General features: G+C 46.0%; 18 protein-coding genes. 5 read left to right on the forward strand and 13 right to left on the reverse strand.

Going from position 1 to position 24671, the window contains the following annotated elements:
• Positions 1 to 72 precede the first annotated feature (72 nt).
• A complete protein-coding gene (locus tag MHI48_RS22365) occupies positions 73 to 1245 on the forward strand; it encodes an aminotransferase class I/II-fold pyridoxal phosphate-dependent enzyme (protein WP_036617475.1) in 1173 nt (390 codons plus the stop codon).
• 290 nt (positions 1246 to 1535) lie between these two features.
• On the opposite strand, the gene MHI48_RS22370 is transcribed toward MHI48_RS22365, so the two are convergent.
• The 3 genes from MHI48_RS22370 to MHI48_RS22380 all read right to left on the reverse strand — a co-directional run bounded on the left by MHI48_RS22370 (position 1536) and on the right by MHI48_RS22380 (position 5299).
• On the reverse strand, positions 1536 to 3584 hold the full coding sequence (locus MHI48_RS22370) for an iron ABC transporter permease (protein ID WP_405141786.1): 2049 nt from the start codon (positions 3582 to 3584) through the stop codon (positions 1536 to 1538).
• A complete protein-coding gene (locus MHI48_RS22375; RefSeq protein WP_339186323.1) occupies positions 3581 to 4582 on the reverse strand; it encodes an iron-siderophore ABC transporter substrate-binding protein in 1002 nt (333 codons plus the stop codon). The genes MHI48_RS22370 and MHI48_RS22375 overlap by 4 nt, the downstream gene beginning before the upstream one ends.
• A gap of 174 nt (positions 4583 to 4756) precedes the next feature.
• The gene (locus tag MHI48_RS22380; protein WP_405141788.1) at positions 4757 to 5299 is read right to left on the reverse strand and encodes a CueP family metal-binding protein; all 543 of its coding nucleotides are present in this window, start codon (positions 5297 to 5299) and stop codon (positions 4757 to 4759) included.
• Between the two features lie 164 nt (positions 5300 to 5463).
• Between MHI48_RS22380 and MHI48_RS22385 the strand changes: the two genes are divergently transcribed.
• The gene (locus MHI48_RS22385; protein ID WP_405141790.1) at positions 5464 to 6096 is read left to right on the forward strand and encodes a TetR/AcrR family transcriptional regulator C-terminal domain-containing protein; all 633 of its coding nucleotides are present in this window, start codon (positions 5464 to 5466) and stop codon (positions 6094 to 6096) included.
• Between the two features lie 106 nt (positions 6097 to 6202).
• Here MHI48_RS22385 and MHI48_RS22390 read toward each other — a convergent pair whose 3' ends face one another.
• A complete protein-coding gene (locus MHI48_RS22390; protein WP_036668630.1) occupies positions 6203 to 6973 on the reverse strand; it encodes an SDR family NAD(P)-dependent oxidoreductase in 771 nt (256 codons plus the stop codon).
• A 216-nt stretch (positions 6974 to 7189) separates the two neighbouring features.
• The gene (locus MHI48_RS22395) at positions 7190 to 9046 is read right to left on the reverse strand and encodes a helix-turn-helix domain-containing protein (protein WP_405141793.1); all 1857 of its coding nucleotides are present in this window, start codon (positions 9044 to 9046) and stop codon (positions 7190 to 7192) included.
• Between the two features lie 197 nt (positions 9047 to 9243).
• Here MHI48_RS22395 and MHI48_RS22400 point away from each other — a divergent pair, with 197 nt between their 5' ends.
• Complete coding sequence (locus MHI48_RS22400) at positions 9244 to 10218, forward strand: ABC transporter substrate-binding protein (RefSeq protein ID WP_405141795.1); 975 nt, start codon at positions 9244 to 9246, stop codon at positions 10216 to 10218.
• A gap of 670 nt (positions 10219 to 10888) precedes the next feature.
• Here the strand turns inward: MHI48_RS22400 and MHI48_RS22405 are convergent.
• From MHI48_RS22405 to hcp, 6 genes are all read right to left on the reverse strand, one after another.
• Entirely contained in the window at positions 10889 to 11287 is a 399-nt protein-coding gene (locus tag MHI48_RS22405) for a hypothetical protein (protein ID WP_036617460.1), read from the reverse strand.
• 173 nt (positions 11288 to 11460) lie between these two features.
• A complete protein-coding gene (locus tag MHI48_RS22410; protein WP_127550125.1) occupies positions 11461 to 12486 on the reverse strand; it encodes an NAD(P)/FAD-dependent oxidoreductase in 1026 nt (341 codons plus the stop codon).
• Positions 12487 to 12492: 6 nt separating this feature from the next.
• Complete coding sequence (locus MHI48_RS22415) at positions 12493 to 13509, reverse strand: ABC transporter substrate-binding protein (protein WP_036617457.1); 1017 nt, start codon at positions 13507 to 13509, stop codon at positions 12493 to 12495.
• A gap of 102 nt (positions 13510 to 13611) precedes the next feature.
• Complete coding sequence (locus MHI48_RS22420; protein ID WP_405141798.1) at positions 13612 to 15237, reverse strand: helix-turn-helix domain-containing protein; 1626 nt, start codon at positions 15235 to 15237, stop codon at positions 13612 to 13614.
• A 227-nt stretch (positions 15238 to 15464) separates the two neighbouring features.
• On the reverse strand, positions 15465 to 16847 hold the full coding sequence (locus MHI48_RS22425; protein WP_405141800.1) for a PTS transporter subunit EIIC: 1383 nt from the start codon (positions 16845 to 16847) through the stop codon (positions 15465 to 15467).
• 297 nt (positions 16848 to 17144) lie between these two features.
• Complete coding sequence (gene hcp, locus MHI48_RS22430) at positions 17145 to 18437, reverse strand: hydroxylamine reductase (RefSeq protein ID WP_062835656.1); 1293 nt, start codon at positions 18435 to 18437, stop codon at positions 17145 to 17147.
• A 309-nt stretch (positions 18438 to 18746) separates the two neighbouring features.
• On the opposite strand from hcp, the gene MHI48_RS22435 reads away from it, so the two are divergent.
• On the forward strand, positions 18747 to 21398 hold the full coding sequence (locus tag MHI48_RS22435; protein ID WP_405141802.1) for a cation-translocating P-type ATPase: 2652 nt from the start codon (positions 18747 to 18749) through the stop codon (positions 21396 to 21398).
• Between the two features lie 406 nt (positions 21399 to 21804).
• On the opposite strand, the gene MHI48_RS22440 is transcribed toward MHI48_RS22435, so the two are convergent.
• Complete coding sequence (locus MHI48_RS22440) at positions 21805 to 22188, reverse strand: VOC family protein (RefSeq protein WP_192133516.1); 384 nt, start codon at positions 22186 to 22188, stop codon at positions 21805 to 21807.
• A gap of 283 nt (positions 22189 to 22471) precedes the next feature.
• On the opposite strand from MHI48_RS22440, the gene MHI48_RS22445 reads away from it, so the two are divergent.
• A complete protein-coding gene (locus MHI48_RS22445) occupies positions 22472 to 23812 on the forward strand; it encodes an MFS transporter (protein WP_405141805.1) in 1341 nt (446 codons plus the stop codon).
• A 153-nt stretch (positions 23813 to 23965) separates the two neighbouring features.
• Here MHI48_RS22445 and MHI48_RS22450 read toward each other — a convergent pair whose 3' ends face one another.
• Positions 23966 to 24622: a DUF2625 domain-containing protein gene (locus tag MHI48_RS22450; RefSeq protein ID WP_405141807.1), complete on the reverse strand. Its 657-nt coding sequence runs from the start codon at positions 24620 to 24622 to the stop codon at positions 23966 to 23968.
• Between the last annotated feature and the right edge of the window lie 49 nt (positions 24623 to 24671).

Raw genomic sequence — 24671 nt, forward strand, 5'->3', positions numbered from 1 at the left:
TCTCTTTTAGTCGCTGTCCATTTATTATTAATGAATATGCGTACGAAGAGGATTGGAGGCTGAATCATCATCATGAACTTTGCCAAACGAATGGATCATTTCAACGAAGGAATTTTCACCAGGTTGCTGGAGATCAAACGCCGCAGACTGGAGAACGGTCAGCCCGTTATTGATCTCAGTGTGGGTACGCCGAATATCCCACCTGCGCAGCATATTATAACTGCACTATGCGAGGCCGCTGCTGATCCGGCTAATTATATATATGCTGTGAATGATCAGAGTGAGTTGCTGCAAGCTACAAGCGATTGGTACAAGCAACGCTATCAGGTCGAGTTAGACCCGGCAACACAGATCTGTTCCTTGCTCGGTTCACAGGAAGGGCTGGCACATATATCCCTCTCCATTGTCGATGAAGGTGATCTGGTGCTCGTCCCTGACCCCTGCTATCCCGTCTTCGCGGATGGGCCGTTACTGGCAGGTGCAGAACTCTATTATATGCCGCAAAAAGAAGAAAACGGGTATGTTATTCAGCTTCAGGATATACCGGAAGATATCGCTCATCGAGCAAAATTCATGCTGGTCTCCTATCCTAACAATCCAACAACTGCAATGGCACCGGATCAGTTCTATCTTGACCTGATTGCCTTTGCCAAGAAGTATGATATTATCGTGCTTCACGATAATGCGTACAGCGAGCTCGTGTTTGACGGAAAGTCATGTGGAAGCTTCCTCGCATTCCCTGGCGCCATGGACGTCGGTGTGGAATTCAATTCCCTGTCAAAAACGTACGGACTGGCCGGAGCTCGAATCGGCTTCTGTGTGGGCAATGCAACCATGGTCTCCATGCTGAAAAAGCTGAAATCCAATATGGATTACGGGATGTTCCTACCGGTCCAAAAAGCAGCAATTGCCGCCATTACCGGTGATCAATCCGAGGTTGAACGGGTCAGAGCAATCTATGAACAGCGAAGAGACATCCTCTGTGATGGGTTCAGCAATCTCGGTTGGCCCATCGCTAAACCTGAAGCAACGATGTTCGTCTGGAGCCGGATTCCGGCGCACTACGACAGCTCGGAGCAATTTGCCATGGATCTGGTTACACATGCAGGAGTCATTGCAACGCCAGGCAGTGCCTTTGGTCCTTCAGGCGAAGGTTACGTTCGCTTCGCCCTCGTTCAGGATAATGAAATATTGCAACAAGCGGTACAATCCGTTGATGACAGCGGGATTCTGAAATCCAGCTAACGGGAGCACAATTCGAATGTGTTCAAGCCAAAATCCCCTCAAGATCCACAGGGAGTAAGAGTTTCACGTTTGATAAACGTGGTCTCTACTTCTTGTAGACGTGAGGGGATTTTGTCATTTGGTGCGGGAGTAGACATTCATCGGGTGAGGTTATCTGTGGGTACCACACGTCAGGTCCAATGATCCAATATCTATGCAACCGGGTTAAACAGGAACATAAGATCATGGCTGGAGGGCATACCGTGACAGCAAAAAGCCTGCTCGGGGAGCAGGCTTCAGGTTTGAACTTTTTATACAGACTTGCGCCAGTTGGAACGATACATCAGATACAGGAAGTACGGCGTTCCGATGATCGCAATGAGTATGCCTGATGGAATCTCTGTCGGTGCCATGACGGTTCTGCCAATTGTATCGGCGAGCACCAGCATGACTGCACCCGCTAATGCGGATAGGAACATCGAACGTCTTAACTTGTTCCCCGTCAGTAACCGTACCATATGTGGTGCAATCAGCCCGATAAAACCAACGGTTCCTACACAAGCAACCGCACCTGCTGCAAGTAATACACCAACTGTCATGGCCAATAATCGTGTACGACGTACTCCGAGACCAAGCCCGGATGCACTATTGTCGTCAAATACCAGCAGTTCGAATCTGCGTGCCAGCCACCAAGCCACCGGTACCAGAATAACTAAAAATAATCCGATAACCCTCACCTGTTCCCAGGTACGAGCATAGGTGCTTCCTGTCAGCCAGATATATCCGCTGCTACCGTAAACCGCACCACGGACAATCAGAATCTGAATACCTGCTCCAGCAATGGCAGACATCGCGATCCCCAGCAACACAACCGCCGAAGGATTCAGTCCTTTCTTCCAAGCGAGGGAGAACACCACCACTGCAGCAATGGCTGCACCGATGATTGCCGCAATTGGCAGCAAGTATATCGGAAGACCCGGCCATAAGATAATGACCATCATCGCTCCAAGCCCTGCACCTGAGGACACTCCAACAATTGAAGCATCTGCCAGCGGGTTACGTACCGCCATCTGAATGAGCACACCGCTAATTGCCAGTGCAGCTCCTGCACCTGCGGCAACAAGAGTACGCGGAATCCGAAGCTGAATCAGCGCGGAGAACAGTCCATCGGATTGGAACAGACTTGGTAACCAATCGGCCAGAGGAATTCGCATACCGCCAAACATTGTACTGAGCAAGATAAGCACGACCGTTATGACTGAGAATAATACAGCCATTGGGCCAAATGCAAAGCGACGCGCAGCTCCTCCTGTGCTCATTGAAGTAGACATGCCTGATCCGTTCGCAGCCTTCATGCGTGTAAGAACAAGCCAGATGAGCCACGGTGCACCAATGATTGCCATAACAGCACCCGTTGGCAGTTCCATGCTGGAGTTACGCACCATCTTGGCGAGGACATCTGCTCCAACCAGGAGCGCTGCGCCCCATATGAACACACCAGGTAAAAGTAATCGGTTAGAACGTACACCACTCAATCGAACCAGATGAGGTGCAACCAGTCCCACGAAGCCAATCGGTCCGATTACACTGACAATCACAGCGGCCAGCAATACAGCAAGAATTAACCCTACTGCACGAGCCAATGTAACCTTTTGTCCCAAGGAAGAAGCCGTTGATTCATCCAACTCCAGCATATCCCACTGTCTGGACAGGATTAACGCGAGAAGGGTAATACCAACCACCCAAGGCAAAGCATAAAACACTCCACTCCAGTCATTCTGGACAAGTGTTCCGGAACCCCAAAGGAACAACCCTTGTGTCTCCATGGAGAAAAAAATATGTAATGCACTCGTAAATGAACCAAGCACCATCGATACAATCATACCGGACAACGCAAGTCGAACCGGGCTTGATGTTCGTCCGCCGCCCATGAAATAAGCCGCAAATGCTGCCAGCAAACCACCTAGGGCTGCGAAAAGAAAAGGCGACTGACTTAATAGACCTGGAAAAGCGATAGCTCCCAGTACCACCACAAAATATGCTCCTGCATTAATGCCCAATGTATCTGAAGCAGCCAATGGATTACGAGTAATCGTTTGCAGCAAAGCGCCCGCAACAGCCAGTGCGCCACCCGCAAGAATACCGATTACTGTACGCGGCATGCGCAAGTCCCAGACCATATTGTGCTCTAATGAATCCTGTCTGCCTGTAAGAGCGTCCCAAACGACATGCAAAGGAATGGAAGCTTCTCCATAACACAGACTTACAAAAAAAAGCACGATGAGAGCGGTTAGACCGCCCCCATATATGCTTATTGTGCGCCAATTCATAGCTGGCTTAGATCCTTGAACCGAACTCATTTGGTAATCGCCTCGACTACCCCATCAACCAATACTTTGGAGGAGATCGGTCCACCAAATGTCCATGTTGTACTATCGAGTTGATATGTGCGTTTTTCCTTCACAAAGTTCAGTCCGTTCCATACCGAGTTATCTTTCATGGCTGTGCCAAAGACGTCATCGTCTGGTTGTGTAATATAAATGAAGTTACTGTCCTTTACATCGGTTAAGGATTCAATACCTACTGTAGAGAAGCCATAGTTCTCAACTTTATCCGGCTTCCATTCGTTAACCAGTCCGATTTTGTCCAAAGTACCAATCACAACCGAGTTATCGGTAAACATACGCAGGCTGACTGCATTTTGATATGTGAACGCTTGTGTCAGTGCAAAGTTGAAGTTTTCTTTCCCCGCAGCAGCCAGTTTTTCTTTGGCTTCTACATAGTGTTGATCGAGATCACTCAGAACTTCTTTTGCTTTGTCTTCTTTACCGAGAGCTGTTGCAATGTTATTAAAGATCTCTGTCATCTTGTCATAATCATAGCCGTCACCATCATACGGATCATATTCAATCGTTGGAGCAATCGCGTTAAGCTGATCGTAGACCGCTGTGTTATTATCTGCATTAGCAATGATGAGATCTGGCTTCAATGCAGCAATAGCTTCCAGATTTGGTTCACTGCGTGTTCCGATATCCGTTACACTGTCATCCAGTGCTGCTTCGGATGTTACCCACACTTTATAGTTAGCGTTATCTGCGTTACCTACTGGTTGAACACCCAGGGCAACAACATCTTCCGTATATGTCCATTCAAGCGTAACGACACGTTCTGCTGGCTTGTCCAGCTTAAGCTCTCCACGTTTATGCTTCACGGTAACAGGACCTGCTGTCTCTTCAGCCGGAGCACTACCCGAGTCACTACCTTGACTTGTATCTGTTGTAGTCGTGCTTTTACCACAACCCGCCAAAACCAGCACAAAGGCCAGCATAATCAACAGTCCATTCAACCCTTTTTTCATATCTCTTTTCTCCCCTGTTAATATGTATTTATATGATAACAATTATCATTATCACTATTGGATTATGCCGTAGGAATGGATTTTTGTCAATGGAAAGTACCTTATTCCCATTCTTTTATCAAATAAAAAAGGAAAGATAGCTCAAAAGCCATCCTTCCCTTCTATTGATTGCTGTTAACTCAACTGCATCGTAGTGATGCATGTATTATCATTTTCGTATGTAGACAATTGCGTTTCTGCAACCTTTCCATCTCCAACAATACGAATCAGATAGGTTCTGTCTCTAGGCACCCAAAAATCCATAAATCCGTTTGCACCAGACTTCATCACTGCATCTTTCATAAAAGTGTTGCCTTGAGAATCGTGAATGGTAACGCTAAATTCCTTATTGCTCATTTCCCCCTGACAACCGGTCAAGCTATGAATTGCACAGGGATGGGTCTGGTCCACATAGGGTGCAATGGAAAGGAAAAATTCGTTCTCAGGCAAATCATATGTAATGGTTTTTTCATCTTGATCGGTGACGATTAACTGTTTAGCATTGATGGAGGCAGATTCCGGTGTCTCTTTTCCTGTGCTGATATCTTCCACCAATTTTCGGATGTTGGGCGCATTGGCTGTACCCGCCTCATCCTTGCCCGTATTGCTTGCAAACAGATAGGTTCCGATTACAATCACAACTGCAACACTTGCAATGATCCACATTTGTTTCTTCATTTGGAGTCCATCTCCTCGTCCGTTTTGGTTTATTATAAGGGAGAACACAGTGATACGGACAGTTTATGACACCAAAGTCACCATATATTCACATTTTTGTATTGTAGCAAGAGTAATTTGCTGCCTGTGCACTGTATCATTGATAAGTAAGGGAGGTTGTGTATATGTTTAAGTCTCCATCTGTATCTGACACCGATCGAAGAGTACACAAATCCAAACTGGCTCTGAAAACAGCCCTTCTGGAATGGATGTCCCGTAAGCCCTTGGCCAGTATAACCATCACCGATATTGTCAAATCCGCCGATTTGAACCGCAGCACATTTTACAAGCATTATGTATACAAAGAAGACCTGTTTGATGAATTGTTAAATGACGTGATTGACGATCTAAAATTAGCCTATCGAGCACCCTATCAGCATTTCCGAGATTTCGATATTAAGGACCTTAACGCCTCAGCAATTCAAATTTTTGACCATGTGCTGGCTCATGCCTCCTTCTATACATTGCTGGTTAATTCTAACGTGCTACTGGATTTCAGGGATACACTCTATATAACACTTAAGAACTTGTATCTGGAGGATGTAACCGATCTGTCGCCTGATCCACGGTTGGATAAGGAACTTCTCGCCTGTTATCAGGCTAATGCCGTTCTTGGTTTAGTTACGGGTTGGGTGCAAAACAATTTCAAATACAGCGCCTCCTATATGGCTGAACAACTGTTGGAATTCACACGCATGAACCGATCCCAAGAGATTTATCGGTCTAATCTCCATTCTGCAACGAGTCCATCAAGATAACGTTACGCCATAACTCTGTAGTGGGATCTGTTGTTAAAAAGAGGTACTGTCTCCCTTGAAGCTTGAGATACAGTACCTCTTTAATATGTCGAAACGTTTATTTTAATTAGTTGCTGATCCATCCACCATCTACAGGCAACTCAACACCTGTAATGAATTTGGATTCATCAGATGCCAAAAACAGGTAGGCGTAAGCAATATCCATAGATTCACCAGCATGTGGAGGCAATGGAGCAAGATTTTTGTAATTCTCCCCCATCTCCACCTGTGATTTGATGCCTGCTTTCTCCACCATACCCGTAAACACAGCACCCGGATGTACGGAGTTCACACGAATATTGTCTTTGGCAAACCACTGTGCCCCGTGTTTGGTCAATGAACGTACAGATCCCTTGGAAGCACTATAAGCCGCGCCCTGGGCATCCGCTATTCCACCAATGATTGCTGCAATGGAAGAGGTATTAACGATCGAACCTTGTCCATTCTTCTGCATATAAGGAATGACTGCCTTCATGCCGAGCCATACACCTGTACCATTAATGGACATAACCTTGTCCCAATCCTCTAACTCAGCTTCCAAAATGCCTTTGGCCATATGAATTCCCGCATTGTTGACCAGAATATCTATTTTGCCGTATTTCGATACGGTTTCTTCCACAACAGCTTTCCAGGACTCTGGGCTGGACACATCCAGCTTCAACGCAATGGCTTCACCGCCACCAGCTACGATCTGTTTAACCTGTTCCTCCAAAGCTTCGACTGCCACATCGGTAGCCACTACCTTGGCTCCTTCTTTTGCAAATAATTGAATACCTGCCAATCCCATTCCACTTGCGGAACCGGTTATAATTGCAACTTTTCCAGTTAATCTGCCCATTCATATCATCCTTTCCTATTACGATGAGTGCCTCATTACGACACCCAATCTATTAACACCTTTAGTATACGGATGAAATGAAAGCTCTTTCAATCAGCAAATAGACAGGCTTTTGTGGGATAACCGATAATGTGTGCTTCCTTTTGTCTGTTATGTCAAAGTTAATCCACAAATCTAAACCAATCTGTTGTTTTCACTCTCATACTGTATTCCATCTCAACGTGCCATAATCCGGTCTGCCATTTCCTCGGCTTGCAGCACCGCAGACAACGGGTCGGAGAGGAAATATCTATTCCAGTCAAGGCTAATAATCTGGCAGTGATCTGTCTCGATAGACTTCTGCCATGGTTTGCCTGAAGCTTGATCAAGTTCGTGTCTTGGACCATTATCCAACACCAACAGGTAGTCCTCCAGGTACCCACCTACCGCACTCCGCGCAATATCCAGGTATTCCAGGCCCGGCTCCAATAGTTCCTGGCGAACCTTGCCTGCTGGCTTCAAGTTCAGTAACCCGTAGGCTGCCTTACCTCCACGAGTTCCCGTATTTCCCACAAGGGTAATATGTTCTCCCCAGTTCGGATCAATGACGGTAAATGTCTTCTCTGCGGAGACCTTGCCCGGGATCGTTTGCTGCAAAGTATGTACTCTCCGCCCGTATTCGTTAATCCATGTTTCGGCTTCTGTCTGGCGATTCAGAATACGTCCCATCTCTCGAATCTCCTCCGCGACAGAGCCGTAACCAGTCCCTCCATAGACCACCGTTGGTGCAATTCTGGCATAGGAAGCGTAAGCAGCACGATTCCAGGTGATAATCAAATCGGGCTCCAGTTCAAGCACTTTTTCGAGCGAGATAAAATTATGATTGCCGATATCCTGTACTTGATCATAGATATAAGGCTCCAGCATTTGGTTACTTTCAATGAGTGAATGCGGCGCTCCGAGAGGCGTCACTCCCAATGCCAGTACTTCTCCCAAATTCCAGTCGACGACAACACGGCTAGGCTTGTTAGGTATCGTAATCTCGCCCATGCTTGTGGCAAGCATCCGAGTTCTGGCTCTTGGTACCGCGGGCGCTGGGGGTTTCCTCACTTGGACTCCTTTCAAATCTACAATCTCCTGTTCTGGCCAGGTCTGGTCGGCTTCAAGTATGGGTACCGTTCGTTCGCTCCATCCCGAATAATGACTTTCCAGAACGGCAAGTGGTTGGGATGTTTGCAGGGCTACATCTGGAGCACCGCACTCTCGACGCTTTCTGTAAAACTCAGGAGATACACCATAATGTTTCTTGAAATAACGACTTAGCGTGTAGCCGTTCTCATAGCCTACTCTCTCCGCGATTTCTTGTAAGGTCCCATTCGTGCTCACCAATAGTTTTAATGCCTGTTCCATCCGAATTCGTGACAGCACACGGCTAGGACTCGTATTTAATTGAAGCTGAAACAATTGGTTCAGATACCTTGGACTACAATTCAGCATTTCAGCTACCTGTTCTATCTTGAGTGGTTCCCCGTAGTGACGTTTCATATAATGCACCGCCTGATCTACCCGATTCAGCTTAGCATCGTTAAACCTCTGCTCCTGCATTTGTTTCAGCATCTCGGCGAGCCATTGGTAGAACAGCGCCTTGGTTTGAATCCGGCCTGCTGACTGTAGTTCATTCCATTGTCTGTATATCAACTGCATGATTTCAATTAATGGCAATGGACACGCTGGTTCAAAACCAAAACTTACTTGCAAAGACTCCGACCCAGTATATGTTTGGGATCTTTCAGTATTTGGCTTCTCTGACTCTGGTGACGAATAAGACAACATATGTATTTCCATCGGCTTCTTAGCCAGACAATCCAGGCTCGTTCCTTTGGAGGCGTGCAGAATATATGTCCCTTTGATGTGATGCATTGCCTGACCGAGCCAGATCTTCCCCTTGCCATCCGTTATTAATAAAAAAGCATTCGAGGGAAGCGTCCACGTATTAGGATCTTCACTGATGTTAACGGTCATGATTCGAATATCCAGTAATCGGATTGTTATATGCTCCCATAATGCCCCGTATTCTTCTATGTTCATCGTCATGGACCTTTCTTTGTGTTTCCTCGTTACTACATCCAAAGCTTCGCCTCATCATATATGATAACCATTCTCAATTCAACCTGTCGATCTGTTCTGAAATGGTTATGCTTCCGCTTCCGAATTGGTTATTGTGCAATCGTTAGATTGTCTCTAGAGTTATATTAAATGAAAATCATTATCAATTAGAAAGAGGGTTCGTCATGTTGTTTAAGAAAGCTTGGTATCGTATCACCCTGCCTGTTTTGCTGATCATGGCCGTATTCATTAGTGGTTGTACCCAGAAAGAGACCGTGAAACCTGGGGCGACAGAAACAGGAAACACCGCACCGCAAACAAGAACACTCTCCACGATGATGGGAGACGTTACAGTCCCCCTCAACCCGGAGCGGGTTGTCGTTGATTGGAATATAGGACATGTTCTGGCTGTCGGCGTAACACCAGTTGGTGTGCCGAGTAGCCTGCTGGATTATGGAGTATTCCTGCGTGACAAACTTGTGGATAGCGCCGATTTGGGTAACCATAGTGAGGTTTCACTTGAGAAAATGGTAGAGTTGGAACCGGACCTGATTATCACATGGGACCAGGAGAAATTTCAGACCTATTCCAAAATCGCTCCGACTGTCGTATTCGTACCCGATCAGTATGATTCCATGGAAGCAGAAGTGACAGCCATGGGCGAGATTCTGAACCGCGAAGCAGAAGCTATAACTTGGAACGAATCATTTAAACAACGGATCGCAGCAGCTCAGGCCAAAATTAAAGGTGTCATTCCGGATGGTGCCACCTTCACCGTTGCCGATTTTAACTTTTTGAAGAACCCGGCCATTATCGGCAACAGCGCCAATCGTGGTGGAAGAGCAGCCTATGAATTGCTTGGACTAACTCCGGCACCCAAGGTAAAATCAGATCTTCTGGACCAAGGCAAAGAAAATCTGGAAGCTAGCGCGGAGGTCTTTGGAGAGTATGTAGGTGATTACCTGCTGATGATGGTTACAGAAGGCACGAAAGATCACTCCCTGTTGCCTACCGTCTGGGACAATCTGCCTGCGGTGCAGAACGACCATATCTACAAACTGGATATTCATAAATATTTCACTGCTGATCCCTATACCTCCATTCTACAAGCCGAAGAGATCGCAGATCGATTCGCAAGTGGACAGACTGAGCTGAATTAGCGCAAGTTTTCAATTCTAGTGAGACCCGAAACCGAACCTGAACGTGTTCAGCGTAGGCAAGCGCACTGAATCCTGAATGTATGAGAACGTACCCTTCAAGTGAGAGCAGGCGATCAAGACGTCGTGAAAGCAGATTGTCTTCCTTACAATGAAAAGCTTCGCTTTGGGCGGGATTCAGGGTCGTTCTCTCGGCTCGCCGCCGGTTAGATCAAAATATGGAGCGAGCGCTAACGAATCTGAGGCGTCTTATTCAACGATTTGAAGCGCGTGCAGAAATCTAAGGAACTTGAGACACTCTATATCCGATTAACAAGCCGTTTTCAGTGTTTTTATAAGGGCATTTTGGTAGATAACGTGTCTGAGGTTCCTTAGAATTTAAGAAGAGGAGCGGAAGGCCAAATAAGATGTCCTGAGTTCCTTAGAAAATCATCTATCCATTCGCCAAGATCGGCAGTCTGGGGATTTAAGACTCTTTATCCAGCTCAAAAAAGATTACACAAACAGCGCCCACCAGAACGATTCAGGTGGCGCTGTTTTATTTGGTATGAATATCTCGCTGTCGTCAATGATCATAAGCCGAAAGACTATAAATATCTAGTTACAAAAATAAGTGTTCATACTTTCGAATCTGAGCAACTATCTCAAAATCTTGCTACTACTGACAAAAGTCTTACGAGAATCCTTGCTCACCTGCAAAACGGGGATGGACATCAGCACAAGACAACTCCTCATTAGAAAATCTAATCCAGACATAATCATCATATAACACACCATGTGTTTGTTTTACGATCTCCGAAGCTACATAATCATTCAGACCTAATGATTGCAGAATTTTATCGGCATGATGTCTGGTGCGAGGGAAACATCTGGATTCAAAGTAATCCAGTACATCCCCAACGGTTACCTTAGACTTGCTTGGAAAAGGGAGAAAAACAGGCGATACACTTTTATCTTGCCATACTTCAACCGTTTGATTGCTATAATCCAACTTCACTTTGGCAATCACCTGGTCATGCTCCAAGACCTCAAATTCAAGAGGAGAAGATATAAATTTGTTTATCTTTTTCATCTGCTACCTCCCATAGTGATCTTTCATATTTCTTTGTTATGATTATATCATTTCTTCAACTTGTATTTCATTTCCTTACTTCATCATTCTATTGAAAAAAGCCCGAACAATTTCGAGGAGATCTCGAAATTGTGTCGGGCTCTTCAGATTTCCTTCCCTCCGTGCAAACCTATCTACGTATTAGAGAGAGCTTTGTTTTTCTCATAAAAACGGGCATTATGGGAAGAGACACCCGCCATATCGGAAGCAGCAGGTTCCAGATACGTCTTGGCACTGTTGACTGCGAGCACCGCATCGTTAAAAGCACCTGCGATCAGTCGAACTTTGCTTCCATAAGTGATAAAGTCACCTGCTCCAAATATGCCTGGAATGTTGGTACGCATGCGCTGATCAACGGATACGCCGTAATCTTCACGCGCCAGTCCCCATTGCACAAGGTTACCGAAATCACGATCATATCCGTGGCTTACGACAACTTCATCCACTTCAACATGTGTGATCTCACCAGTTTCTACATGGGCCAGCTCGACACGATCTATTTTGTCACCTGTACCGTATAAGCGTGAGATGCTAAATGGCGTCATGACGTTGGCCTGAGCTTTCATCTGAGCAACTGGCGACTCGTGTCCGGTAAATTCATGACGTCTGTGTGCCACCGTAACTTCACTTGCTATTTTGCCCATTTCATTCGCCCAGTCGACTGCGGAATCGCCACCACCCGAGATCAGAACACGCTTCCCGGCAAATCGGGACAGGTCGGTTATCGTATAGTGCAGATTTGTCAGCTCATACCGATTGGCACCCTCGACATCCAGCTTTTGCACCTGAGTCATGCCTCTACCCGCACATAATAGGATGGTACGTGTGTAATGGCGCTCCCCTGTTTTAGACATGAGTACAAATACACCATCTTCACGTCGTTCAAGCTCGGCTATTTCCTGCCCAAACACAATCGTTGGATCGAACGTTCTCGCTTGTCTCTCCAGCGATTCAATCAGCTTCTCACAGCGAATCGGATCAACCCCGCCCACATCCCAGATCAGCTTCTCCGGGTACGTACGCATGAATCCGCCCAGTTCTTGTTTGGCTTCAATGATCTTGGTACGCATGGCTCTCATGCCACTATAAAAGGAGGCGTACATTCCAGCAGGTCCCCCACCAACGATGGTAATATCGTAGATATCCAATTGTGTCTCCATCGTCATCTATGGCACCAACTTTTCAACAACATAGTCCATCAATTTTACAGAGCCAATTGGACCCACACCCGATACGAATTGGCTTGTCTTCAACGGGAAGACATGATCATTCTTCACAGCCTCCAGATTCGACCACACCTGGCTTGCTTTGAGATCTTCCATAGATTTCTTCGTGTCATAACCTACGAGGGTTCTGTCTTCCAGGAAAATATAATCCGGATTCATCTCAGGCAAGAATTCCAGAGAGAACTGGCTAAACCAATCTGTAGAATCTTTAATAGCATCAGGACTATTCAGACCAAGAATATCATAGAAGAAAACACTGCTACTTCCTCCTTTGGGACCCATGAAACGGTAACGATTGTGCTCAACCCGGAGAACCAATACGGTCTTTTCTCCCAAGGCTGCCGCGATTTTCTCTTTCGCTTGTGAGGCTTTCTCATCGAATTCAGCCAGTACTTTGGCAGATTCTTCGTTCTTGTCAAATATGGCAGCCAGCTTTGGCATAGCACGTTTCATTTCACTGTTGGCATCAAGTGCCACTGTAGGAGCGATTTTGGACAATTCATCATATACGCCCTGTTCCATTCCTTCGCCAGCTGCAAGGATCATATCCGGTGACAACGCAAGCAACTGCTCATAATTATATTGATATTGCTCGACTTCAATGATTTGGACCCCGTGTTCTTTCAAATACTCAGGGCGGTATTCCGCTTCAACTTCTGGAGTTAACAAAACGATTTGGGGTGTAACACCCATTTCAATCAGATACTCGGCATAAATCGAATCAAACACAACCAGATTTTGAGGATGAGTTGGAATCATTACTTCTCCAAACTGATCCTTCACCACCTTAGTCCCACTTTCAGTCGCTGTTTGTTCTGCAGTACTCGCTACTCCTTCAGTTGGAGCGCCTGCTGTTCCAGCTGTAGCGTTCTCTTCCTTGGTTCCACCGGAACATGCCGCCAGCATTACACTAATCACCAACAGCATGATACCCAACCCTTTAAATCTTCGTGACATGATATACTTCGCCCCTTATGTATATTGATAATGATAATTATTATCAAATAGTATCAAATAAGAAGTGTTGCTTCCATAGCATATCGTGTGTATTCAGTTGGATTATTGTGCTCTCTCATGAAAAGATTCCGTAAAATGGCGAATGATCTGATTGAGAATCAGAGTGTGTCCCGTTATTCCGTGACCGTCTACCCACAGGTGAGTATCTACGTAAAATACCCGATTATTTTTCACAGCCTTCAGCTCGTTCCATTGCGGACTCTCCCATAGTTTCCTCATATTCTCTTCAGCACTGAAGTGCTGCATGATCCGCTTCTCCACAAAGAGGTAATCGGGATTGGCTTGTGTGAGCAGTTCAAGCGAACAAGGGTTAAACCATGCTGTACCTGAATCCAGTGCTTGCGGCAGTGTTAATCCAAGCTGTTCATATAACAAGTGTGATACCCCGTGTGAATGCCCACCCAGATATCGATAACCAAACGCTTCTACCCTCAGCAGCATGACAGTGGACGCGGATTGGATGAAGGGTTGCAACTGTCGCTTAGCTACGCTGACTTCGTGTTTCATCTGCTGATGCAGTCTATGAGCATCTTCTTCTTTAAGAAACCAGGCTGCCAATTGATCGAGCATTGGTTCTACATCTTGATGAAGTCCGGTTAGAATCGGTGCAATTGTGCGCAGTTCCCTTTTAACCTCTTCCGTCAATACGTTTCCTATCAACATCTCCGGTTGAACTTGTCGAACAAGTTCTATCTCCACCTCATACTGTGTTACCTCCAGCATCTGCACTCCATGCGCTATAAATTGTTCATGGTGATGTGGGGACAGCAGGATTGGGGTGACCACTACGGCATGGGGGATGACACCCAGATGAATCATAATTTCTGCACAGATTGGAGAAAGTGACACCATCTTGCGCTGCGTCATCGTCTGCCTATATATCTTAGGTGATACGCCAGTCAGTTGTTTGAAGCGTCGGCTAAAATAATGAGCATCTTCAAATCCAGACTTTTTGGCAATATCCTGTGAGGTTGCAGCGGTTAATATCAGTTCTTCCTGCGCGCGATAGATCCGGTAGTGGGCCAGATAATCCAGAGGTGGCTTACCATATCGCTCACTAAATTTGCGGGAATAATGCCATGGACTAATACCGGCAATCTGAGCTAACTGTGTACGTGTAATGACCTGATCATAATGCTGCTGCATGTAGTCAATGGAGCGAAGTATACCGTGTTCTGGCTTCAACTCGTTATCCGGCTGTTTCCGATATAGATTACTTAACAACTCATATAACAAATGCTGATTGCCAACTCTTTCTGTACTCTGATCCGGTGTATGCACTTCACTCCAATGCTGAATGATACTTGCCAGACCTCCACCGGACAGCTGCACTTTCTGATACGCCTCTCCTGACGGTAACCGCCATTCGAACTTCTCAGCTTCCCGTCTATCATGCAGCACCGAATATGTATCGAACTGAACATGCCAGCCTGCCAGATCCAGGTTGCCACCTTCAATGACCTCCATTACGGAGTTCTCTTCAACCGCAATTAATTCTCCATAGGAGACGTGAACTCGGTGTCCATTTATATTCCAGATCGCTTTTCCATCAATGATAAATATCAAGGTGTGACTGGGAAAGTAATGCAGCTCGCCTTTCGTTATCCATGTGTTGCTTAGTGCATTCGTTGACTTCCATTGAGCAATCCATTCCATGTTGTCAGACATAGGTTATCCTTTCAAAGGGATTAGTAATCCAGATTTATAGGTTTCACTATATCAAAATACATGACAACTCCATAACCAACAAGCTATGGCTTGAATAAAATGGTGGACAGCGATTGTACATTCCATACTTACATTAATCAGAAAAACACAACAAAAAAGCCCGCACCATAAGGTACAAGCTCTTTCTTACAACTTTAATGCTACTTTTCAATGCTACGTTTTACATATTAATCAATACTAGCTTTCGGTGACCCCTGTCCCCGTTCCTGTCCTTTTCCTGCCATCCAATACGTTAGTCCACCTGAGACACCAAACGCAATAACCACACCAATGCAAGTGTGTAACAGATTCAAGCCACCCTCTTCGATGAAGAGCGGGAGGCTGACCAAGCTCGGATTCCCCACCATAGCAAATGCCTTGACAGATAACAATCCAAAATACAGCCCACCGGCTACTCCACCCAGCAATGCCGCATAGAAAGAGGATCTTTTTCTCATGTTGACCGCATACAATGCAGGCTCTACAACTCCAAGGAGGGCAGTTCCCGTTGCCCAGAAAGCAAGTCTTCTGGATGTTGGCTCTTTCGAGCGGATTCCGTTTGCGAACGCGGCCCCCGCTTGTCCAACAATCGCCACTAACATGGCAGCGATCACCATAGAACCACCATTCATAACCATTTCATTAATGATGATGGCAATCAGCCAGTAGTGTAATCCTATAATTAACATCAGTGAGAAGACAGCTCCCAGTAACATCACCGACAACACTGGAGCATTAGCTACTAGTGAATCCAATGCCTCCAGCAGATACTCATCAATCCAGGTTCCGACTGGACCAAGTATCATCAATACTAACGGAACAAGAATCAGTAACGTCAGGAATGGAGCAACCATCCCTTTGGAGAATTTTGGACTCCATCGTTCAACGACTCTTTCCAAGAAGGCGGCTGCACAGATCGTTAGAATGACCCAGATGGGCGTAGAGTAAAAAGCAGGCTGAGACACAAGTGGCAAACCCAGGAAATGCACCTCTTTTTCCCCTGACATCAGCATGGTCATCTCCGGATAAAACATGAGTCCGCCAATAGATGCTGCAACATAGATATTGCTCTTCAACCGATAAGCTGTGCTGATTGCTACCAATATAGGCAGTACATAAAATACACCGTCTCCAATGATCCTGAAGATCGTAAAGGTCTGGCTGTCCATCAACGCAGAAGAGTCCGCAGAACTGTACGTATCCATTAACGCAATAATGGCGACTATAATTTTAATAACAGCGGCTCCGAGAATTGCAGGCATCAAGGGCCTGAACACATCGGATACAAAATGTAAGATCGAGAAACTGTTCTGCAACGCTGTTCCTTCCTCTTCCCCCACGCCCTGAAGCGCATTGTAGATAAGTGAAGATTCATCTCTTATTACCAGATGGCACTGCTCACCTGTTACCCGAACATTTGCTACAACATCTGCGGAGGTAAGAGCCGACATGTTCAATTTTGTACTTTCCTTCAGCGCCAACGTCGTTGTACCCTTATCGTGTTCTACGAGCTTGATGTTCTCCTTGCCACCTGCGAGTTTCAACCAATTTTCAATCTGTGTGTTATGCATTATGTACGATCTCCTCATATTACGGTAAACCCGTGTTTTGTGATGTGTTATGATCTAATATGCCTCTATCTATATACACATTTCCATGAAAAAACTTCAATAGGATAAAAAAACTAATTTCCCTGACATTTCATGTTCATTTATACAAGGTATATGGACCTATGAAAGTCGAAAAAGCAAAAAAGCCTACTTTTATGTAGGCTCTTATCCATCTGTACTTATGAGTCATACTCTTCATACTCACAACCGACATTCGCAGTCATCAGATGGCGATGCACGTAAATATACATCCTCATCCTATGACAGTGCCAACATCGCGTTCATATCTTCTTCTGCCGTTGTAATTAACTTCAGACCAAACATATCTACGAGTACATCCAAGACACCTTCCGATATAAACTCAGGCGGTTTTGGTCCAATACGAATGTCCTGAATGCCGAGGCTGAACAGGCCAAGGAGGATCGCAACTGCTTTTTGCTCAAACCAGGACAGCACAATGCTGACAGGTAACTCGTTCACGGTACAGCCAAAAGCATCCGCCAAAGCCATTGCAATTTTCACCGTAGAACCGGAATTGTTGCATTGACCCAGATCGATATAACGCGGTATACCCGTGTCTCCAACCGTACCATAATCCACATCGTTGAAGCGGAACTTACCACAGGAAGTCGTCAGAATTACGGTATCATTCGGCAAGGATGTCGCAAGTTCACGATAGTAGTTGCCACCTTTGCCTGGCGCATCACAACCAGCAATAACGAAGAATCGACGGATATGACCGTCTTTCACCGCCTGAATAATTTCGGGCGCAAGTCCAATCACGGTCTCATGATGGTATCCTGTCGTTAAAACTTGCTCGGACTGTACATTAGCCGCAGGCAGTGACAATGCGCGTTCAATCAGGGGTGAGAAGTCATCCTCTGTAATTTTGGCAACGCCCTCCAGACCCGCCACTTCGTATGAGAAAAAGCGGTCTGCATATGTGCCTTTGATCGGCATAACACAGTTCGTCGTTGCGAGAATAGCACCCGGGAATTGTTCGAACAGTCTGCGCTGATCGTACCATGCTTTACCGATATTACCCTTGAGATGGGCATATTTCTTCAGCGCCGGATAACCGTGTGCAGGCAACATTTCCGAGTGGGTATAGATGTTGATTCCTTTCCCTTCGGTTTGACGAAGCAACTCCTCCAATGCATACAGATTATGCCCTGTTACCACGATGCACTGTCCTTCAATCTGGTTCTGGCTAACCGTAATCGGTTGCGGTACACCAAAGCGGTCCGTGTGCGCACGATCCAACACATCCATAATGCGGATTGCTGCATTACCTACCTTCATCGCCATCTCCAGATGTTCCTGTACATTAAAATTCGAGTTCGTTAATGTCATATATAATGCCTCATGTGTAATCCGATCCACCTCAGGATCAGAATATCCCAACTGGCGTGCATGTGTCGCATAAGCAGCGATGCCTTTTAACGCAAAAATCATCGTATCCTGCAAACTTGCGATTGTTTCGTTTTTGCCGCATACCCCTACCACGGTACACCCGCCACTCGGCGTCTGTTCGCACTGATAACAAAACATATGGTTTCCCCTCCAAACTTAGATTAAACGCAGTTCGTTATGTAATAGCGTAACAGACCCTGATATGAGCTAGTGTGATGGTGCACACAGTTTCTGATCCAACATCTATATATGGTTCTCCAGACTATCATCCAAACTGGAAATAATAACATTCAAAAAAAGGCATATCTCGGATCATTATGAAAAATACTGTGTACAGCTAAAAACGTATAAATCCATAATCTTAAAAAAATACGAAAATGAAACGATTCTAGATTTTGCCCGTAAGGGTAATACACAGAGAAATCTAATATTCAAGGAGCTGGTCAATTGCAACATTACAGACACAGTGCGGAGGAAACCCTTCAGGATGTACAAAGTTCCTCCAAGGGACTCACGACCTCCGAAGCTGCCAAGAGAATTGAAACGGAAGGATATAACGAGTTAAAAGGTAAAGATGCAACACCAGTCTGGAAATTGTTCCTCGAAAATTTCAAAGATCCGATGGTCATCGTGCTGCTGATTGCAGCCGCGGTACAGGTTGTACTTGGACATCTGATTGAATCATTGATCATATTCCTGGTTATTTTGCTCAACGCGGTGATCAGTGTAGTGCAGACCAAAAAAGCCGAGAGTTCGCTTGACGCACTGAAACAAATGTCTGCACCCGAAGCCAAGGTCATTCGTGACGGGCAGAAAAAGACTATTCCAGCGAGGGAACTCGTTCCCGGTGATATTGTTATGCTGGATGCAGGTGATTATGTCCCGGCAGACGGGCGTATCCTGGAATCAGGAAGTCTAAAAATCAACGAAGGCATGCTGACCGGAGAATCCGAAGCTGCGGAGAAACACGCCGATGCCATTCCGGATGAAGCGCCTATTGGAGATCGTCGCAATATGGCCTTCAGTGGCTCACTCGTCGTATATGGACGGGGCATGCTTGTCATTACAGGTACGGCTCTCAAAACCGAAATCGGCAAAATTGCCGAACTGATTGAAAATGCCGAAGCCAAGAACACACCATTACAGCGCAAGTTGGAATCATTCAGCAAAAAACTGGGCTTTTTCATCCTGGGTTTGTCGATTCTCATCTTTGGCATTGAAGCCGGTCGTGTATGGTTGACCGAAGGTACGGAGAATATCGGGCCTTCCATCGTAAATGCACTGATGTTTGCCGTAGCTGTTGCAGTTGCTGCCATTCCTGAGGCGTTATCCTCCATTGTGACTATCGTATTGTCACTCGGAACAAATAAGATGGCCAAACAACATGCGATCATTCGCAGACTGCCTGCCGTTGAGGCGCTCGGCTCTGCCAGTATCATCTGTACGGATAAAACCGGAACGCTAACTCAGAATAAGATGACTGTCGTGGATTATTACATTCCCCATGGCACCAAGGACGAATTCCCGGATGATCCCGATCAGTGGTCGGAAGAGGAACGACGTCTGTTACATATTGCAGTGCTCTGCAATGATTCAAATATTAACCAGGAAGGCAAGGAACTGGGTGACCCAACCGAAGTGGCCCTCATTGCCTTCAGCAACCGGGTGAACAAGGATTACAATGAAATCCGTGACCAGTTCCCGCGTGAAGCTGAGCTTCCTTTTGACTCGGATCGAAAGCTCATGAGTACGGTGCATACCTTCGAGGGACAGACGGCTTTGCTGACCAAGGGTGGACCGGATGTGCTGTTCAGTCGCTGTAGTCATGTGTTTATCAACGGTGAGGTTCAGCCCCTCACACCCGAGATTCGCACACAATTTGAAGAAAAAAATGAGGCCTTCTCGAAACGTGCCTTCCGTGTGCTGGCCTACGCGTACAAAAAATTCGATGATAAAAACCAGGTCACCATTGATGACGAGCATGATCTGACACTGGTTGGTTTGACAGCGATGATTGACCCACCGCGTGAAGCGGTATACGGTTCTATTGAAGAGTCCAAAAAAGCGGGCATTCGCACCATCATGATCACTGGAGATCACAAAACAACGGCTCAGGCGATCGGTGTGGATATCGGCCTTGCCGAACCGGATGACCTCGCCATTACCGGAGCCGAACTGGACAAAATGTCTGATGAGGAGCTGGATCAACAACTCGAACATATCTCGGTTTACGCAAGGGTATCTCCTGAAAACAAAATCCGGATTGTGCGTGCTTGGCAGCGTAAAGGCAAAGTGGCAGCCATGACCGGAGATGGAGTTAATGACGCACCCGCGCTGAAACAAGCCGACATCGGCGTAGCGATGGGTAGCGGAACAGATGTCGCCAAGGATGCGGCTGCCATGATTCTGACGGATGATAACTTTGTCTCCATTGTAAATGCGGTCAGTGTTGGACGGATGGTATTTGATAACATCAAAAAAGCCATCGCATACCTGTTTGCCGGTAACCTCGGCGCGATTATCGCCATTTTGTTTGCCTTGATTGTCGGCTGGGTTAATCCATTTACGGCCCTTCAGCTACTGTTCATCAATCTGGTGAACGACTCCCTGCCTGCCATTGCTTTGGGTACAGAGAAACCCGAGCCAGATGTCATGCGGCGTAAACCCCGTGACATTAACGAAGGCATCTTCGCAGGTGGAACCCTGCAGGCCGTGATTACACGTGGTGTCCTGATTGGTGCAGCTGTTATCGTATCCCAATATATTGGACTTGGTATTTCGGAGGAAATCAGTGTGGCTATGGCCTTCACAACCTTGATTCTCGCACGCAGTCTGCAAACATTTGCAGCACGTTCCAATACACAAACCATCTTCCAGGTGGGCTTTACGACCAATAAATTCGTGCTTGGCTCCATTCTGGTATGTCTCTGTCTCTATGCAATCACACTGATTCCTGGTGTTCGCGGTGTCTTCGCCATCCCGGATACATTCGGCTGGAATGAGTTCCTGATTGCAGGCGGACTTGCTCTTGTCGCCGTCATTCTGATGGATGTCATCAAGTGGATTCGCAATCGCAGCAAACAAGTTACTGCGGCGTAAGATCTGCAGTTATAACATGCACAAACAGGCGCCCGTTATCGGAGCGCCTGTTTATTTACAGTTTTTTTTTTACACAAAGAGAACAGTCCACACACATACTGATGTTTCTAAAACATCCTCGCAAAATGTTTAAGCATTAAGCTGATATCTATATACCAACCAACAGATGGACAGGATAAGGATACATAATCCCCAGGATACCGAGGGGATGGTCGCCGACCAGTTAAACTTTTCTTTCCCTTTTGAACCATTTGTTAATCCGGATGCTATTAAAGCTATTCCAACAATTAAACCGATCTGGGCAAACAACAATAAAAATCCTTCTACCATTTAGATTACTCCCTCACATACTCCGCTATCAATTTGAACATCATTAGCGATTAATAAGTCCGTTTTCTGCGTCTAATTACCCTTGTTTGATGCCAAAAGCGATCCAGCGTCCATCGATATCCTCGATCACAAACTCCTTGTTATTATAGTCTGTATGATTGAGGGCACGTACGATTTTCACATCTGCGTTGATCAATTCCTGTTGAAGCTCTTCCTGGTTCTGGGTAATAAAATATGCATCATATCCATAGCCATATAATTCTCTGTTGGGTATAACTTTCTGTCCATTGCTTTGGGTTAAAATAATCTCGGTAAGATCACGATACAGGCAGATATGAGGTTCCGCGGCATCGAGATATTCGACGACCCGAAAGCCCATCTTTTCTTCATAAAACTGCGCGGTTCGATTCATATCAAGCGTCGGAAATACGCTATGAGACATTAATAATGCATGAGTCATGGGTATAATCTCCTTCATTTTAAACATGCTAATTACTTACATATCTAGTTACCTAACCGCTGATCCATCTGCTTATGTATGTTCAATGATCATTTTAGTTAAATTCAGGAAATCCGTCTATTGTTTATTATTAATATCTTTCTATGCTCATCACATCCGAATGAATTAGTATGACATTATTGCCATATGATAAATTTGGGTGTAAAATTATATATTGCTTTTCATCACATTTTCATCAAGCTCAATCCGAATTCATATTCATACCCAAGACAGGAATGGTACCGTGAAAGATAAAATTGTCATGCCACTCTGGACGTGCTGCTTGTTCATCGTTGTGATGAATACCACCATGTTCAATGTTTCTTTGCCAGTCATTATTCATGATCTGCAGATTACCTCGGACCTGGGGTCTTGGGTCATCTCAAGTTATTCGATTGGTTACGCCCTGTCGACGGTGATTTACAGCCGATTGTCAGACCGTATCCCGGTACGCAAACTGTTAACAGTCGGGCTTCTGATCCTGGGGTTATCTTCATTGCTGGGGTTGTTCGCGCATAACTTTGCAATCCTGTTACTGACACGTATTCTGCAATCTGCGGGTGCAGGAGTTATGGCCGGGCTGGGTCTCGTCATTGCAAGTCGTTACATCCCGTTGGAACGACGCGGAGCTGCCATCGCGCTGATCTCATCAGGTAGCGCCATGGCTTTTGGACTTGGCCCCATTGTCGGCGGACTCATTAGCGAGTACTGGGGCTGGAACGGACTTTTTGCCATAACCGTGCTTGTCCTGCTCGCTCTGCCTGTATTGCTCTATTTTCTCCCCCGTGAATCCGTCAAAACAGATCAGCCGTTCGATGTGATTGGCGCCATATTAACCGTCATTAACGCCACTACACTTCTGGTCGCGATCACCCAGCAGTCCTGGTTGTGGTTTGCCATTGGCGTTATTTCACTTGTTGCACACCTCCTGTATATTCGGAAAGCGAGTCTTCCGTTTGTGAATCCACAAGTATTCCGAACGCCAGGATACACCCGGTTAATCCTTATCGGATTCTGCGTGCTGGTGGTGAATCTGGGAAATCTGTTTTTGATGCCGCTTGTGCTCGCTGATTTATATGGACGCTCTTCGCTCGCCATTGGTTTGCTGATTGCACCTGGAGCTATTGTTGCAGCATTCTGCACCCGTTTCGTTGGACGCTGGATCGACCGTTATGGCAATATGCGATTTATGATCATCGGACACACCCTGCTCGCAGCGGTACTTGCCTTATTCATGCTCGGACTTGATCAATCCGCCTTGATCATTACCAGTGGTTATCTCTTTTTCTCACCGGCACTGTCAGCCTCCATGGCTTCCCTGAATAATGAAGCGTCACGAGTGCTGCCCAAAGCCCAGATAGGTTCAGGTATGGGGATGTTACAACTGATCCAATTCTTCGGTGGTTCGGTGTCTGTAGCCGTGTGTGGGCTGCTGCTGCACAGCATTCCGGGAGTCTCGGTCGAGCAAGCTTATCATGTGGTGTATGCTTGTCTCTTGCTCGTCTGCTTTGTTTCACTCGGGTTGACCGTCTGGCATAGCAGAGCTTCACGCTCAGGCATTAAACCTGTTACATTGGACAATTGATAATTGATGTTTAAAGTTCAGAACAAAAAGGCCCGCACCAAGCGCGAGCCTTTTTTAGTTTGGAATAGAAATGCCGTTTTTTTTAAGTAGATCACTCAATGAACTTGAACTTACCGGTTACTTTCCTGAATTCATCCTACAGCAGCATGCCAACTATTTCCCGTCCAGTGCAAACTTCCAGGCCTCCATTATGCTAATTGGGGCTTTACTGCTGCTCTCGCCGTCACCTTCCTGCGTCCAAAGTGGTGGATAATACGCAAATACTTGTCCTGGCTGGAGCTGAGACATATCCTCTTGCCAACCTTTCCAGCGAAAGGTCTGATAGAACTGCTCTAGATCACCATTCGCCAGCCAGTTGATGAAACCTGAATATGCCAGTTCTGTCGATTCCCATTCAAGTGTATCCGGTGCAAAATAATATATGTGTCCCGTGCGGCCATACTTACCTGTGTCCAGTCCAAAGAAACCACCTGCCGCATCATATGCAACGACCATCATACCTTCCAGCACATCTACCCAAGGTTGCTCACTCACACCATTCCAACTGGTGAGACTCCCCGATGTACTGTCACCACCCGCACCAAGCAACGTGATCCAGCCATGGTCCAGTACAATACCTTCTGTCTCATAAGCAACAGCCCCCAAATAGGATTTGGTGCTTATTTGCAGACGATAGAGGGTATCCTCTCCAGCCTCTTGTTTTGCTGGAACATACACATATGTATTTTGCCCGCTATTCAGGAATTCCTTGAGTTCTTCCCATGCGTGATTCTCCCGATCTACTAATTCAGCTATCGTTAATGTATTCATGAGCAGTCTCCTCGCTGATTTTATAAGAGCATATCATGGGTTATTAACC

The sequence above is a fragment of the Paenibacillus sp. FSL H7-0942 genome (assembly GCF_045040715.1).
GTDB lineage: Bacteria > Bacillota > Bacilli > Paenibacillales > Paenibacillaceae > Paenibacillus > Paenibacillus amylolyticus.